The following is a 14,906-nucleotide window of genomic DNA, read 5'->3' as shown; positions in this document are numbered from 1 at the left end:
AAAATCACCTGCCTTGACTTGAGTTAGCAAACGCCACCGCACCGGGTTCCCACCCAGTGCCCTCGACCATCCCGCCATCCCGTGCCCTTGTGAGGTCCACCCATGCGCATCAACCTGCCCGTTTCCGGCCAGGAATACCCCTTCCCCAGCGGCCATACCCTGGTTTCGACCACCGACACCAAGGGGCGCATCCTCTACTGCAACCCGATGTTCATCGAGGTCAGTGGTTACTCGCGCGAGGAGCTTCTGGGCCAGCCGCACAACATCGTGCGCCACCCTGACATGCCCGAGGAGGCCTATCGCGACATGTGGCAGACGATTGCCGCCGGCCGGCCCTGGTCGGCCCCGGTGAAGAACCGGCGCAAGAACGGCGACTATTACTGGGTGATGGCGAATGCGACGCCGCTGCTGGAAAACGGTCGGCCCATTGGCTACATGTCGGTACGCACCGAGGCCACGCGCGAGCAGATTGCCGCCGCCGAACGGCTCTACGCGACCATGCGCACGGAAAAGGAGAGCGGCCGGTGCATGCACCAGCTGTCCAGCGGACGACCCATTCGGCGCACGCTGGGGGGCAGGGTGCACGAAATGCTGCGCCTGGGACTGTCAGCCAAGCTCCTGTTGGCCTCGTTCGCCAACATCGGCATGGGCTACCTGTTGGGGCATTTCCTGAGCCCGGCCCTGGGCCTGGGCCTGCTGGCACTGGTGATTCTGTTCGCCTGGAATCTCAAGGTAGGCCTGGTCGCCCGTCCCCTGACAGCACTGATCGCGACGGCCAACCGACTGGCCGCCGGCGACCTGGCGCAGACCATGGAGTGCAACCGCAGTGACGAACTCGGGGAACTGCAGCAGGCGCTGAACCAGCTCAGCGTGAACCTGTGCTCCATCGTGCGCGATGCGCGCGATCAGAGCAGCTCCATGGTGCTCGGCACCACCGAGATTGCCCAGGGCAACCACAACCTGTCGCAGCGCACCGAGGCCCAGGCCGCGAACCTGGAGCAGACCGCGGCCGCCATGGAGCAGATCACCGGCACGGTGCAGCACACGGCGGATTCGGCCCACCAGGCGAGCCAGCTGACGGCACAAACCCGCAACATCGCCGAGCGCAGCAACCAGGCCGTCGACGAGGTAGGCCAAACCATGCGTGCTATTCAGGACGCGTCGCGGCGCATTGGCGACATCACCCAGGTCATCGACTCCATCGCCTTCCAGACCAATATCCTGGCCCTCAATGCCGCCGTGGAGGCTGCGCGCGCTGGCGAGCATGGGCGCGGCTTTGCCGTGGTGGCCGCCGAGGTGCGCGCCCTGGCGCAGCGCAGCGCCCAATCGGCCAGGGAGATCAAGCAACTCACGGAGGACTCCGCGCGTACGGTGCAGGCCGGCCATGACACCACCGAGGTGGCGCGCCGCACCATGGCCGAGGTGGTGACCGCGGTGCGCCAGGTGAATGCCCTGGTCGATGAAATCAGCCATGCGGCAGGTGAACAGGTCGGCGGAATCTCGCAGGTGAACCAGGCCGTGGCGCAGCTCGATGGCATTACCCAGCAGAACGCCGCCATGGTGGAGCAGATGGCGGCTGCGGCGCAGTCGCTGCGCAACCTGGCGGAGGCCACGAGCCAGACCGTGCAGGTATTCCGCCTCAAAGGCGCGAGCGCGGCCGATGCCCCCGACGCCGTGGCCCTGCGGCGCCGGCACAAGGCGCAGGCAAGCCTGGCCTTGCAGGCGTAGTGTCCGAAAGGATCCATTGCCAAACCAGTACCGCAGCCCGATATCGCGGCTGCCTCAAGGGGAGAGGAAGCACATATGGAGTACTACCAGCAGGCATTCGACTCATCGCCCGACGGGCTCCTGGTGGTCGATCCACAGGGGCTCATCGTGCAAGCCAACGCCCAGGCCTGCACCTTGTTTGGCTATGCATCAGGCGAGCTTGATCAGCAAATGATCGAAGCCCTGGTTCCCAAGCACCGCAGACGACAGCACATCGGTCACCGTGAGCACTACGGTGAGTCCCCCCACCCGCGCGCCATGGGTGGCCAGGGACTGCAGTTGGCGGGTCTGCGCAAGGACGGCAGCGAATTTTCCGTGGACGTCATGCTCAGCCCCCTGCGCGGCAACATCGGCCCCATGACCTTGTGCGTAGTCCGCGACGTGACCGAGCGCGTGCACACCGAAAGGCTGATGCGCGACCTGCTGGAGTCGGCACCGGACGCCATGGTCATAGTCAACGCACAGGGCAGGATAGAGTTGGTCAACTCGCAAACCGAAACCGTGTTTGGCTTTGCACGGCAGGAGCTTCTGGGCCAGCCGATCGAGGTGCTGATCCCGCAGCGCTTTCGCGCCCACCACCCCCAGTACCGAAGTGGCTACCATGCCAATCCGCGGGTGCGGCCCATGGGGGAAGAACTTCAGCTCTATGGCCTGCGCAAGGACGGCTCGGAGATGCCCATCGAAATCAGCCTCAGCCCCTTGAAGACCAGCAACGGCACGCTGGTCGTGAGCGCCATTCGCGACATCAGCAGCCGCAAGCGCGCAGAGCAACTGATACTCGACTCACTCAAGGAAAAGGAAGTCCTGCTCAAGGAGATACACCATCGGGTAAAGAACAACCTGGCGGTAATATCCAGCCTGTTTTCGCTGCAGTCCAACAACCTGGACGACGAGCACCTGAAAACCATACTGCGCCAAAGCCAGGATCGGGTGCGCTCAATGGCCCTGGTACACGAGACCTTGTACAGCCACAACCTGGCCGAGGTGGACTTTACCGAATATGTAACCAGCCTGAGCGCCCAGCTCCTCACCAACTACAGCCTGAGCACCGGCCAGGTACAGCTCGTCACCGAGCTGGAGCCCATCTTGCTCAGCATAGACATGGCCGTGCCCTGCGGGCTGATCCTCAACGAGCTGATCACCAATGCCCTCAAGCATGGCCTACAAGACGGACGCGCGGGCCGGTTGCTGGTGGCGTTGCGCCGGACAGAGCCTGGACGTTTCGAGCTGGAGGTGAGCGACGATGGCTGCGGCCTGCCGCCGGATTTTGACCTGGCCAGTGGCAACTCGCTGGGCAAGCGCCTGATACGCTCGTTGGTCAAGCAGCTCAATGGCCAGGTGCAGTTCACGTCGGCGCAGCCCGGCACAAGAGTGTTGCTGACACTACCTCTGCCCGCACGCAAGGAGTCCGGTACATGAGCCCCAGTGCCGACATCACCCCCTATCGGCTGCTCATCGTCGAGGACGAGGCCCTGATTGCCGAGGAAACCGCCGACCGCCTCACCCGCCTGGGCTACCAAGTGCTGGGCATTGCCGACACGGGGCCCCAAGCCATCGCCATGGCGCAGCAGTTACAACCAGACTTGGTGCTGATGGACATACGCCTGAAAGGCGCCATGAGCGGCATAGAGGCGGCCGAGCAGATCTACCAAAGCCTGCAGACGCCGGTGATCTTCGCCTCGGCGCATTCCGACCGGGAGACCCTGCAGCGCGCGCAGATCAATGCGCAGTTCGGCTACATCGTGAAGCCGTTTCGCGAGAACGACCTGACGATGGCGCTGCGCGTTGCGCTGCACCGCCACCAGGTGGAGGAAAGCCTGCGCTCGTCCCACATCACGCATGCCTCCATCCTGGCGAGCATCAACGACTGCGTGGTGGTGGCCAACGCCCAGGGGCGCGTGGGCTTCATGAACCTGCCGGCCGAGGAACTGCTGGGCTGCGCCGGCGGGGACTGTTTCGACAAGCCATTGGCGGACATCGTGCCGCTGCTGGACGCCCATGGCCGGCAAAGCATCACCATCGACAAGAACCTGCCCGACGGCACCACCTGCCTGCTGAACAACCGCCACGGGCAGGAGCTGCATGTCGAGGTCACCGTCACGCCGATAGCCGACACCACGCAGCGCGAGATCGGCACCACCGTGGTGCTCAAGGACGTGACCGAGAGAAAACGCCAGGACGCGCTGATCTGGCGCCAGGCGCATTTCGACGAACTGACCGGCCTGCCCAACCGCGCCATGTTCCGTGAACAGCTGCAGGGCGCCATGCACAAGGCCGCCGGCCTGCAGGGCAGCGTGGCGCTGCTGCTGCTGGATCTGGACAACTTCAAGGAGGTCAACGACACCCTGGGCCACGCCCGGGGCGACGAGCTGCTCAGGCAGGTGGCGCAGCGCATCGAGGCCTGCGTGCGCCAGGGCGACCTGGTGGCGCGCCTGGGCGGTGACGAGTTCGCCATCATCCTGCCCGGCATGGCCGAGACCACGGCCATTGCGCAGCTGGCCACACGCATCAACACCGAACTGGCGGCGCCACTGCATGTGGGCGGCGCCCAGCTGCACACCCAGGCCAGCATCGGTATTTCCGTGTACCCGCGCGACACCCACAGCCTGGACGAGCTGATCAAGTTCGCCGACCAGGCCATGTACACCGCCAAGGCCGGGGGGCGTAACCGTTTCGCCCACTTCAACCCGGCCATGCAGGCCCAGATCGTGCGCCGCGCCATGCTGCTGCGCGACCTGCGCCAGGCGCTGCAGGGGCGGCAAATGCTGCTGCACTACCAACCCATCATCGACCTGCGCAGCGGCCAGGTGGTCAAGGCCGAGGCGCTGCTGCGCTGGCAGCATCCGCAACACGGCCTGATCAGCCCCATGGAGTTCATACCGCTGGCCGAGGAGTCGGGCCTGATCCATGAGATCGGCGAATGGGTGCTGCGCCAGGCGGTGCAGTCCGTGGCGCATATCCGCGCGCACCACGCACGGCTGCTGCCCATCAACGTCAACGTATCAGCGAAACAGCTCGCCCGCCCCGGCTTCAGCGCCGCCCACTGGGCTCACCTGATGGATGCCAGCAACCTGCCGCGCAACGCCATCACCATGGAGATCACCGAGGGCACGCTGGTGGAAAACTCGCAGCTGGTGCGTGACTGCCTCACAGGCTTTGTCCAGCACGGGGTGGAGGTGGCGCTGGACGACTTTGGCACCGGCTTTTCCTCGCTGGCCTACCTGAAGCGCTTTGACATCGATTACCTGAAAATCGACGCCTCTTTCATCCGCGGGCTGGAGGCCGGCGGCAACGACCACGCCATCGTCGAGGCCATCATCACCATGGCGCACAAGCTGGGTATACAGACCATAGCCGAAGGGGTGGAAACCGCGGCCCAGCGCGACCTGCTCAAGGCCCTGGGCTGCGACCATGCGCAGGGCTATCTGTTCGCCAAACCGCTTCCGTTGGCGGCATTCGAGGCATACATCAGCACCAACCCGGCATAGCTCGCGGCAGGCCTATTGACCCGGCAACAAAGGGTTGACCGTCATCCCTGCGAAAGCCGGGATCCAGGGACGCCCTTAGCCAGCGTAGCTGCTGGATCCCGGCTTTCGCCGGGATGACGACAGTCCACAACCGTTAGTTGCCGGTTCTATAAGAACGCAAAGGGCTGCGAACGCATTGCATGCGCGCAGCCCTTTCTTGAACAAAAAAATGCTCTAACGCTCTTTCAGCAAACGCCGGCAGCTATTATTTTGATAGAAGATCACTCCGCCGTGCGAATGCTTTCGCGGCCCTGGCGATCCTTGGCGCGGGTGATGTCGTCGCCCAGCGAGCGCACCAGCTTGTCCAGTGCCGCGGCCACGGCGTCGGCCACCTTGGCGGCCTCGGCGGTGGCTGCCACCGGCTGGCGGCCGGCGGGGCGGGCCTCGATCACGCAGCGCTTGTCGTCCACGCCGGACTTGCCCGCGTCCACGTCGGACAGGAACAGCTCCACGCGCGTCACATGTTCGCGAAAGCGCGCCAGCTTGGCTGCCGCCTCGTCCTGGGCCCAACGGATCAGCGACTCACCGCCCTGGATGTTGTCGTTGGTGTGCACTTGGATCTGCATGTCTATCCTCCTTGGTTGAAACCAGGCCCGAACCCGGACCCTTGGTATCCATCATGCCTGAGCCGGCAAGCTGGCGCTTGAATCCCATCCACAGGCGGGTGGCCGCATGGACAGTGGCCCGGGCGCCACATTCCCCCTGCTGTTGGCAGTACCGCAGCCTGCGCCTACAGACGTTTCCGGATGTCAATGCTACAACTGTTGCATGTCGCTCCTGTCCCATTCCGCCAGCCGCTTGAAGATTGGCCTGTCGGCCTGCTTCTCGCATGCCGACCCCGATCGATCGCTGTTCACCAACAAGACCCTGCAGTACGTGGAGCAGTCGATTGCGCACTGGATCATGTCGGCCGGCGCACTGGTGGTAATGGTGCCCTGCCCCACGGGCGAGACGGCGCGCGGCGATGTCACGCTCAAGCATTACGCCGAATGGCTCGATGGCGTGGTCATGCACGGCGGCTCGGATGTCTGGCCCGGCAGCTATGGCGAGGAGCCGCTCAAGGACGCCTGGCTGGGTGACCGCGTGCGCGACCTGTATGACCTGGCGGTGGTCGAGGCCTTCAGCCAGGCCGGCAAGCCCATTTTTGGCGTGTGCCGCGGGCTGCAGCTGATCAACGTGGCCTTTGGCGGCACGCTGTACCAGGACATTGAGACCCAGCACCCCGGCGCCCTGCAGCACCGCAACGCCATCACCTACGACCAGCATGTGCACGAGGTGGACATCGTGCCCCACACGCAGCTGGCGCGGCTGTACCCGGGGCGCCGGCGCGTCACCGTCAACAGCATCCACCACCAGGGTATCAAGCGGCTGGCGCCGGGTTTTGACATCGAGGCCTGGAGCCACCCCGACGGCCTGCCCGAGGCCATACGCCGCCAGGGCGGCAACGGACGCGGCTACATCGCGGCCACGCAGTGGCACCCGGAGTTCCGCTCACGCGAGGGCGTGACCCTGGACGACATGCCGCTGCTGCGCGACTTTCTGGCCGCCTGCAGCCAGGCCCGCGCGCGTCCGCGGCCCGGCCGCGGCCCGTTGCAGATCCGCGACCGCGCCGAGCGCCTGCTGCGCCGCGCGCTGCTGCGGCGCCATTGATGCGCAATGAAATACGGCGCTAACGCTTATCTGTAAAGCGCCAGCAGCTATCAATAAATGATCAGTGGTGATGGCCATGGCCGCCATGCACATGGCGGTGGGCAATCTCCTCGGCGCTGGCGGCGCGCACCTCGGTGACCTTGCAGGCAAAGCGCAGGGCGCGGCCGGCCAGCGGGTGATTGCCGTCCAGGTGCACCTCGGGGCCCTTGATCTTGACGACATTGAAGACCTGCGGTTGGCCGTCGGCGCCCGCCCCTTGCAGCTGGCCGCCGACCTTCACGCCGGGCGGAAATTCGCTCTTGGGGATGGTGCGCACCAGGCTCTCGTCGCGCGCGCCAAAGGCGTCCTCCATGGCCAGATCCACGTTGGCCGCATGGCCCACGGCCTGGCCCTCGAGGGCGGCCTCGACCTTGGGGAAGATGTTCTCGTAACCCCCGTGCAGGTAGGCCAGATGGCCTGTATCCAGCGGCTTGCCGGTGGCGGGATCGGTGACGCGGTAGCTCAGGGTGACGGCGGTGTCTTTGGTGATGTGCATGGCGGGTGGGGTGTGATGGCGGCGGCGCCGCAGGGGCGGCAATTGTCGATGACGCTCAGGGCAGCAGCGTGAAATGCTCCACCTGCGGCGGCTGGGCAAAGAAGGGGCCGATGATGGCACGCCACTCGGCAAAGGCCGGCGACTCGCGAAAGCCCTGGGTGTGGTCTTCCAGCGTGTTCCAGTGCACGGTGAGCAGGTAGCGCCCGGGCGACTCGATGCCGGCCAGGATGCTGTGCGCCTGATAGCCCTGCGCCTTGGACAGCACGCTCTGCACGCCGTGCGTGAGCGCTTGGCCAAAGGCCTCGTGGTTCTTGGGATCCACACGGAAGTCTGCAACTTCGACAATCATCTTCGGCTCCTGAAAAAAAGGGCGGCGGCCATGGCGGCCGCGGCCCAGGGTTGCGCCCGAGTATGGCGCAAGGCCTCAGGCAGCCAGCGCACCAGGCAATTGGCATCCTGCAAAACAGGCCTCAAGCACACTCACAGCAATCGTCAGAAGCTATATTTTTTGCAGCATCGCCAGACCCATCACACAGGGGCAGGTAGAGCTCGGTGCGCCAGGCACTGGGGTCCGAGCCGATCTCGGGGCCGGTGATGTAGCACTCCCACAGCTCGCCGGTGGTGGCCAGGCCCTGGCCGGCAATCCAGGCGCGCAGATCGGTCCAGGCCTGCGGCAGGTTTTCGTAGCGGCCACGGTACAGGGTGCGCACCATCTGCATGGCCGGCCATTGGCCTGGATAGACATGGCCGATGCGGCCCACGGGCCGGCTTACGAGCACACCCACCTCGCTGTCAAAGCTGTCGGTGGGCCGGCGCAGATGGTGGGTGAACAACGGGCCTATGGGTTGGGCGCCCTGGGCGCGGATGCGATCCAGCAGCTCACGCACCCCGCGTCCCATGGTGCACAGCAACTCTTCACGCGGGCAGTGGACGCGAATCAAGGCTGCGGCGCGCGCGGGGCCGGTGTCGATGATCTGTGGTGTCTCGATCATGATCGCCTCCTGCGCACGCGGTGTTGAACCGGGGGAGCAGCGGCCCCCCGGGCCTTCTTGGATGCTATGACGAGACCAGGGCGATGTCTGTAGGAAGACGCCGGACGCTTGTAACGGCAACCTCAGCGCCGGCGCCCCAGCCACCAGCCCAGGGCCAGGCCCGCCACGCCCAGCAGCGCCACCAGCCCGGCGGAGCCCTGCAGGCGCCGGCGGTGGCCGCCGTCGATGGCGGTGTGCAGCGAGGGGCGAAACAGGTTGCCCTCGGAGAGCGCTGCAGGCGCCGCACGACGCAGCCCCAGGTCGCCGAGCCAGCGCAGCGCGCGCGCCGTGCCCTGGGGTGCCAGCGCATGCGCCAGGCGCGCCGGCCGCGCGCCCAGGCCCAGCCAGGTGACGGCGCGCGGCTCGGGGTTGTCGGCCAGCTCCACGATGGCCTGGGCCACCGCGTGCGGATCGACCATGGGCAGGGGCGCGGCCAGGCGCCGGCCGGTGTAGTTGGCGCCATGCGACAGGCCGGGCGTGTCCACCACCGTGGGCGCCACGGCGCAGACATGCACCAGCGGCAGGTCGGCGACCTCGGCGCGCAGGCTCTCGGACAGGCCGCGCAGGCCGAACTTGCTGGCCGCATAGGCCGCGGCATAGGGCGTGGGCAGCCAGCCGCCGAGCGAGATGACGTTGACCAGCAGGCCGCGCCCCTGGGCGCGAAAGCGCGCCAGCGCCGCATGCGCGCCATGCACATGGCCGAGCAGGTTGGCTTCGATGACGCGCCTGTGTGCGGCCAGCGGCACGCCGTCAAAGCGCCCCACGGCCCCAACGCCGACGGCGTTGACCCAGATGTCGATGCGCCCGAAATGGCGCACGGCCCTGTCGGCCAGGGCCAGCACGGCGGCGGGGTCGGTCACGTCGGTGGGCATGCCCAGGGCCTGACCGCCGGCGGCGCGGCAGGCCATGGCCACGGGGGCCAGGGTGTCGGCATTGCGCGCCGCCAGCACCACGCGTGCACCGCGGCGCGCAAACGCCAGCGCCGTGGCATGGCCTATGCCGCTGGAGGCGCCGGTGATCACCACCACCGGCTCGGGCGGGGCCGCGCTCAGGCGGGACGGTGCGGCGGGCGGGGTCTGGGTCATGGTGTGCGGCATGGACGGTTGCAAACCCCTTCTTTGTAGCCGCAGGCCGGACGCACCGGCGTAGGACATGGCCCGTGCCTGTCAAAGCAAACAACCCTGTTCAGGCACATGCCTCAGACTGGGCCGTGAGCCCTCACCCCCACCCTCTCCCGGAGGGAGAGGGAGTAAAACCGGCTCTGACGCTTATCCATCAAGCGCAAACAGCTATTAAAACAGAAGCGATCAAGACAATGGCTTGGGCCCAAAGCGCACCAGCAGACCACGCGGCGTGACGTTGATGCTCTCGGGCTGCAGGCCCAGCGCGTCAATGGGCGCCAAATCCTTGTCCTGCAGCTGGTGCAGCACCACGCCATGCAGCGACTGGTCTGCCAGCTGCTGGGCATAGCGCTGCAGCAGCGCGGCGGCCTGGGGTTTCAGGCCCTCCAGCTGCAGCGCGTTCACCTGCAGCCGGTGCGCGCGGATGCTGCGATCCTGAGCCTCGTAGCGCAGACCGAAGTCCACGTCGAAAACGCCCGTATAGCGGCGCGCCAGCAGCGGGCCGGTGGCGGCCAGGTCCATCACGGCGTTGAGCTGGTTGCGCTCGGGCAGCAGGGTCAGGCGCGGCGCCTGCAGCTGCAGATCCAGCAGGCCGGCCAGCGGGTAGCTGCGCGGAAAGCGCTCGGCCAGGGCCTGTTGCAGCTGCCGCTGGCTGATGGTGTAGCCGGGCGCCGCGCGGGCGCAGCCGGTCAGCAGGGCCAGGGAGGCGGCGCCCAGCTGGGCAAGGATCTGTCTGCGGTGCATGGTGGTGCGTATTGTGGCCAGGCGCATGGCGCGCCAGGCAAGCAGTTGCGTCAAGCCTGGGCGGCGGCCAGCTGCCGGTGGGCCGCACTGTCCGGATCGACCGGGCGCTGGTTCTTGGCCAGCAGGTAGCGCTCGCTGTAGACATCAAGCCAGGCCTGCAGCAGCGCACCGGCCTGCGCATCGCCGGCCTTGTCCAGGCACAGGGCGGCCACCTCGGCGGTACACAAATGTTCGCCGCGCCGCGAGCGGCGCAGCCGGTAGCGCGAGACATCGCCCTCCAGGCTGAGCACCGGCAGGCGCTCCAGATAGGGGCTCTTGCGGAACATCTTGCGCGCCTCCGGCCAGGTGGCGTCCAGCAGCACGAACAGCGGACGCGGGCCTGCCCCGGCGGCCTCGTGCAGGGTCTGCAGCACGCGCTCGGGCGGCGCGTACTCGCCAGGGAACACCACATAGGGCTGCCATTGCGGGTCGGCCAGCAGCGCCAGCAGGGCCGGATCGACCTCGGTGCGCGCCCAGCCAAAAGCATGAGTGTCGACCACCAGATCGGCGATCAGCCAGCCGGTATTGCTGGGCTTGAGCGGCTCGGTGTCGTGCATCAGCAAGCAGATGCCGGCATGCGTGTGCACCTGCGGGCGCAGTGCGCATTGGCAGTGGCTGGTGACCAGGCGGCAGGCCGGGCAATGCGGGCGGCGCGAGCCACCGCGTGCCAGAAAGGGCTTGGCGCTGCGCGCCAGGCGGGCGGCGCGCAGCTCGGAGACGGCGTGGCTCATGAAGGGCTTATTCGACCTGGGCGGCGGCCAGGCTCTGGATGATGGCCTCAAACTGCGCGCTCATCGGCAGGCCCAGGCGCTGCTGACTGCCGGGCAGCTTTTGCAGGAACCAGCGGCGGTACTGGCGGTCGATCTCGCCGTCGCGTGCCAGCGCGCGCATGCTGTCGGTCACCAGCTTGGCCAGTTGCGGGTCGGCCTTGCGGAACATGACGGCATAGGGCTCGTAGGACAACAGCTCGCCCACCACGGCCAGGCGCTTGGCCGCACCAGGGGTTTGCGCCACCAGGCCGTAGAGCAGCACGTCGTCGGTGGCAAAGGCGTCGGCGGCGCCACTGTCCACCTCGGCAAAGGCCTGGGCGTGATCGGGCGCGACCAGCAGCGTCATGGGCACCTTCAGGCGCTGCGACAGATTGCGCATCACCTGTTCGTTGGTGGTGCCGGCCGTCACCGCCACCTTTTTATGCGCCAGGTCGCGCCAGTCGCGTATGCCCTCGCCCTTGCGCACCAGCAGCCGCGTGCCGGCGACAAAGATGGTGGGCGAGAAGGCGACGGTCTTCTGCCGCTCCAGGTTGCTGGTGGTGGAGCCGCATTCCAGATCGGCCTGGCCCGAAACAATGGCCTGCATGCGCGTGGCCGAGGTCACGCTCACCCAGCGAATCTCCAGGGGCCGCTGCACCGCCACCTCGACGGCGCGCACCAGCGCCTTGCACAGCTCGATCGAGTAGCCGATGGGCTGACCACCCTGCGCGCCCAGGTAGGAAAACGGCACCGAGCTGCCCCGGTAGGCCAGCGCAATGCTGCCGCTGGCATGCACCTGGGCCAGGGTGCCGGTGAGCGCCTGCGGCCCGGGGTTGCTGGGTGTGCTGTCCGCGTCCTGGGCCTGCACGGCCAGGGCCGCCAGCAGGGGCGCAGCGCAGAGAAGATGGCGCAGCGCGGTCATGCCAGATCCGGCCCGGGAATGGGATGGGCGCGCGCGGCCGCCTCCTCGTCCATGCGCTGCTCGTGCTGGGCGGCTTCGTCGGTGGTCAACAGCTGCCCCTCCCACTTGGCGACGACGGCGCTGGCAATCGAGTTGCCGACCGCGTTGGTGGCCGAGCGGCCCATGTCGAGGAAGGTGTCCACGCCCAGGATGAGCAGCAGGCCGGCCTCGGGAATGTCGAACTGGTTCAGCGTGGCGGCGATCACCACCAGCGAGGCGCGCGGCACGCCGGCCATACCCTTGGAGGTAAGCATCAGGATCATCAGCATGGTGATCTGCGTGGCCAGCGACAGGTGGATGTCGTACGCCTGGGCGATGAACAGCGTGGCAAACGTGCAGTACATCATGGAGCCGTCCAGGTTGAACGAGTAGCCCATGGGCATGACGAAGCTGGAGATCTTGCGCTTGACGCCAAAGCGGTCCAGCGCGTCCAGGATCTTGGGGTAGGCGGCCTCGGAGCTGGCCGTGGCAAAGGACAGCATGAAGGCCTCCTTGATCAGCACCATGAGCCTGAAGATGCGCGGCCCCAGGAAGGTAAAGCCCGCCAGGATGAGCAGTGCCCAGAGGATGAACAGGCCCAGATAGAAATCACCCATGAACACGGCGAACTTGAGCAGGATGCCCAGGCCATTCACCGCCACCGTGGCTGCCATGGCCGAGAGCACGGCCAGCGGCGCGAGCTTCATCACATAGCCGGTGATCTTCAGCATCACATGGGCCAGCTCCTCGACCACCAGCACCAGGGTTTTGCCCTTCTCGCCCAGGGCCGCCAGGGCCACGCCGAAGAACATCGAGAACACCACGATCTGCAGGATCTCGTTGTTCGCCATGGCCTCGGCGAAGGACTTGGGAACCAGGTGGTTGACGAACTCCTTGAGCGTGAACTTGGCCGTGGCCAGGTTGGTGGCCGCGCCCACGTCGGGCAGCGGCAGGCCCAGGTTGTGACCGGGCTGCAGCCAGTTCGCCAGCACCAGGCCCAGCACCAGCGAGACCAGCGACGCCGTGACGAACCACAGCATGGCCTTCATGAACACCCGCCCCACCGAGGCCGCGTCGCCCATATGCGCAATGCCCACCACCAGCGTGGAGAACACCAGCGGGCCGATCAGCATCTTGATCAGGCGCAGGAACACGTCGGACATGATGGAGATGTAGCCCGCCACCTCCTTGGCGGCCTGCTTGTCGGGGAAATTGACGAAGACAAAGTAGCCCACGCCTATGCCTACCAACATGGCGACAAGAATCAAATAGGCAGGCGGGATGCCTCTTTTTTGCGGTGCGCTGGCGGTCATGTGGAGTCCTTCCGGGATGCGGGGATGTTGTTCTTAGGCGGGAATCTGCAACCCGCGCTGCACGGCAGGGCGCGCGACGAAGGCATCGAGCGCCCGCTGCACCTGGGGAAAGTCGGCCCAGCCGACCAAAAGGCCGGCATTGTAAAAACCCACCAGGTTGCGCACCCACGGAAAGACCGCTATGTCGGCAATGGTGTAGTCGCCGCCCATGATCCATTCGCTGGCCGCCAGGCGCTGCTCCAGCACGCCCAGCAGGCGGCGCGACTCGGCCGCGTAGCGCTCGCGCGGGCGCTTGTCCTCCCAGTCCTTGCCGGCAAACTTGTGGAAGAACCCCAGCTGGCCAAACATTGGCCCCACGCCGCCCATCTGCCACATCAGCCACTGCAGCGTCTCGTAGCGCGCGGCCGCGTCCCGGGGCAGCAACTGGCCGGTCTTCTCGGCCAGGTAGATGAGGATGGCGCCGGACTCGAACAGCGCCAGCGGCTGGCCGCCCGGACCATGGGGATCGAGAATGGCCGGGATCTTGTTGTTCGGGTTCAGTGCGAGGAACTCCGGCGCGAACTGCTCGTTCCTCTCGAAGCTCACCAGGTGCGCCTCGTACGGCAGCTGCATCTCCTCCAGCGCGATCGACACCTTCACGCCGTTGGGCGTGGGCAGCGAATACAGCTGCAGCCGGTCGGGGTGCTGGGCGGGCCACTTGGCGGTGATCGGGTGGGTGAGAGCCATGGTCAATCCTTTACGAGGCCGCTGTCGACCACCAGATTCTGCCCGGTCACCGCGCGCGCCCAGGGCGAGAGGAAGAACAGCACCGCGTCGGCGAATTCCTCCGGCGTGGTCACGCGGCGCAGCGGGGTCAGGCTGGCGATCAGGTCGAACACCGCCTCGGGCGTGGCGCGGCTGGCGTCGGTGGTGCGCAGCAGTCCGCCCGAGACCATGTTCACCGTGATGCCGTCAGGCCCCAGGTCGTTCGCCGCCGTGCGCGTGAGCGACAGCAGCGCCGCCTTGGCCGCCGTGTAGTCGTGGTAGGGCACCACCGGGTTCTGGAACAGGTTCGTGCCCACGTTCACGATGCGCCCGAAGCCCTGCGCGCGCATGGCGGGCAGCGCCGCCTGCATGGTGTTGAGCGCACCCTTGACCGCGCCCTCGATCTGCTGGCTGAAGCGCTCCCAGGCGACCTCGCCCAGCTTGGGGCGCGCATCGCCGTCGAACGAGAACTGCGCCAGCGCGTTGTTCACCACGGCGCTGATGCTGGCGCCTGTGCGCTCGCGCGCCGCGGCGAAGAGCCGCTGCACGGCGGCGGCATCGGTCACGTCGGCCTGCAGCGCGATGGCGCGCGGGCCCAGCTCCTCGGCCAGCGCCTGCGCGGCGGCCTCACTGCGGTGGTAGTTGATGACCACACCCGCACCCTCGCGCGCCAGCGCGCGGGTGATCGCCTGGCCCAGCCCGCGGGCGCCGCCGGTGACCAGCACCCATTGTTCGGATAGTTGCAT

At 66.9% G+C, this 14,906-nt stretch carries 15 protein-coding genes; 4 read left to right on the top strand and 11 right to left on the bottom strand.

Annotation, left to right across the window (positions count from 1 at the left end; translation table 11 throughout):
- Window positions 1–102: 102 nt before the first annotated feature.
- The 3 genes from P4826_RS14230 to P4826_RS14220 all read left to right on the top strand — a co-directional run bounded on the left by P4826_RS14230 (window position 103) and on the right by P4826_RS14220 (window position 5,255).
- A complete protein-coding gene (locus P4826_RS14230) occupies window positions 103–1,728 on the top strand; it encodes a methyl-accepting chemotaxis protein (RefSeq protein WP_317701037.1) in 1,626 nt (541 codons plus the stop codon).
- A 75-nt stretch (window positions 1,729–1,803) separates the two neighbouring features.
- Window positions 1,804–3,186 (top strand): sensor histidine kinase, encoded by a 1,383-nt coding sequence (locus P4826_RS14225; RefSeq protein ID WP_317701036.1) that lies wholly within the window; start codon window positions 1,804–1,806, stop codon window positions 3,184–3,186.
- Window positions 3,183–5,255: a putative bifunctional diguanylate cyclase/phosphodiesterase gene (locus tag P4826_RS14220; protein WP_317701035.1), complete on the top strand. Its 2,073-nt coding sequence runs from the start codon at window positions 3,183–3,185 to the stop codon at window positions 5,253–5,255. The genes P4826_RS14225 and P4826_RS14220 overlap by 4 nt, the downstream gene beginning before the upstream one ends.
- A gap of 260 nt (window positions 5,256–5,515) precedes the next feature.
- Here the strand turns inward: P4826_RS14220 and P4826_RS14215 are convergent, their stop codons facing one another.
- Window positions 5,516–5,860 carry an HPF/RaiA family ribosome-associated protein gene (locus P4826_RS14215; RefSeq protein WP_317701034.1) on the bottom strand — a complete coding sequence of 115 codons (345 nt, stop codon included), beginning with the start codon at window positions 5,858–5,860 and terminating at the stop codon, window positions 5,516–5,518.
- A gap of 202 nt (window positions 5,861–6,062) precedes the next feature.
- On the opposite strand from P4826_RS14215, the gene P4826_RS14210 reads away from it, so the two are divergent.
- Window positions 6,063–6,944 (top strand): gamma-glutamyl-gamma-aminobutyrate hydrolase family protein, encoded by an 882-nt coding sequence (locus P4826_RS14210; RefSeq protein ID WP_317701033.1) that lies wholly within the window; start codon window positions 6,063–6,065, stop codon window positions 6,942–6,944.
- Between the two features lie 61 nt (window positions 6,945–7,005).
- Here P4826_RS14210 and P4826_RS14205 read toward each other — a convergent pair whose 3' ends face one another.
- The 10 genes from P4826_RS14205 to P4826_RS14160 all read right to left on the bottom strand — a co-directional run bounded on the left by P4826_RS14205 (window position 7,006) and on the right by P4826_RS14160 (window position 14,906).
- On the bottom strand, window positions 7,006–7,479 hold the full coding sequence (locus P4826_RS14205) for an FKBP-type peptidyl-prolyl cis-trans isomerase (protein WP_317701032.1): 474 nt from the start codon (window positions 7,477–7,479) through the stop codon (window positions 7,006–7,008).
- A gap of 55 nt (window positions 7,480–7,534) precedes the next feature.
- The gene (locus P4826_RS14200; RefSeq protein WP_317701031.1) at window positions 7,535–7,828 is read right to left on the bottom strand and encodes an antibiotic biosynthesis monooxygenase family protein; all 294 of its coding nucleotides are present in this window, start codon (window positions 7,826–7,828) and stop codon (window positions 7,535–7,537) included.
- A gap of 121 nt (window positions 7,829–7,949) precedes the next feature.
- On the bottom strand, window positions 7,950–8,471 hold the full coding sequence (locus P4826_RS14195; protein ID WP_317701030.1) for a GyrI-like domain-containing protein: 522 nt from the start codon (window positions 8,469–8,471) through the stop codon (window positions 7,950–7,952).
- A gap of 122 nt (window positions 8,472–8,593) precedes the next feature.
- On the bottom strand, window positions 8,594–9,595 hold the full coding sequence (locus P4826_RS14190) for an SDR family oxidoreductase (RefSeq protein ID WP_317701029.1): 1,002 nt from the start codon (window positions 9,593–9,595) through the stop codon (window positions 8,594–8,596).
- 222 nt (window positions 9,596–9,817) lie between these two features.
- Window positions 9,818–10,375: a DUF1439 domain-containing protein gene (locus P4826_RS14185; RefSeq protein ID WP_425605269.1), complete on the bottom strand. Its 558-nt coding sequence runs from the start codon at window positions 10,373–10,375 to the stop codon at window positions 9,818–9,820.
- 50 nt (window positions 10,376–10,425) lie between these two features.
- Window positions 10,426–11,145: a tRNA-uridine aminocarboxypropyltransferase gene (locus P4826_RS14180; RefSeq protein WP_317701027.1), complete on the bottom strand. Its 720-nt coding sequence runs from the start codon at window positions 11,143–11,145 to the stop codon at window positions 10,426–10,428.
- Between the two features lie 7 nt (window positions 11,146–11,152).
- Window positions 11,153–12,085: an amino acid ABC transporter substrate-binding protein gene (locus P4826_RS14175; protein ID WP_317701026.1), complete on the bottom strand. Its 933-nt coding sequence runs from the start codon at window positions 12,083–12,085 to the stop codon at window positions 11,153–11,155.
- Window positions 12,082–13,416 carry a dicarboxylate/amino acid:cation symporter gene (locus P4826_RS14170; protein WP_317701025.1) on the bottom strand — a complete coding sequence of 445 codons (1,335 nt, stop codon included), beginning with the start codon at window positions 13,414–13,416 and terminating at the stop codon, window positions 12,082–12,084. Before P4826_RS14170 ends, P4826_RS14175 begins: the two co-directional genes overlap by 4 nt.
- Before the next feature lie 33 nt (window positions 13,417–13,449).
- On the bottom strand, window positions 13,450–14,142 hold the full coding sequence (locus P4826_RS14165; RefSeq protein WP_317701024.1) for a glutathione S-transferase N-terminal domain-containing protein: 693 nt from the start codon (window positions 14,140–14,142) through the stop codon (window positions 13,450–13,452).
- A 2-nt stretch (window positions 14,143–14,144) separates the two neighbouring features.
- The gene (locus tag P4826_RS14160; RefSeq protein WP_317701023.1) at window positions 14,145–14,906 is read right to left on the bottom strand and encodes a 3-oxoacyl-ACP reductase; all 762 of its coding nucleotides are present in this window, start codon (window positions 14,904–14,906) and stop codon (window positions 14,145–14,147) included.

Origin of the sequence: Diaphorobacter limosus (assembly GCF_033100095.1) — a bacterium.
In the GTDB taxonomy this organism is placed as follows: Bacteria; Pseudomonadota; Gammaproteobacteria; order Burkholderiales; family Burkholderiaceae_C; genus Alicycliphilus; species Alicycliphilus limosus.
This window is presented reverse-complemented; position numbering and strand designations above follow the sequence as displayed.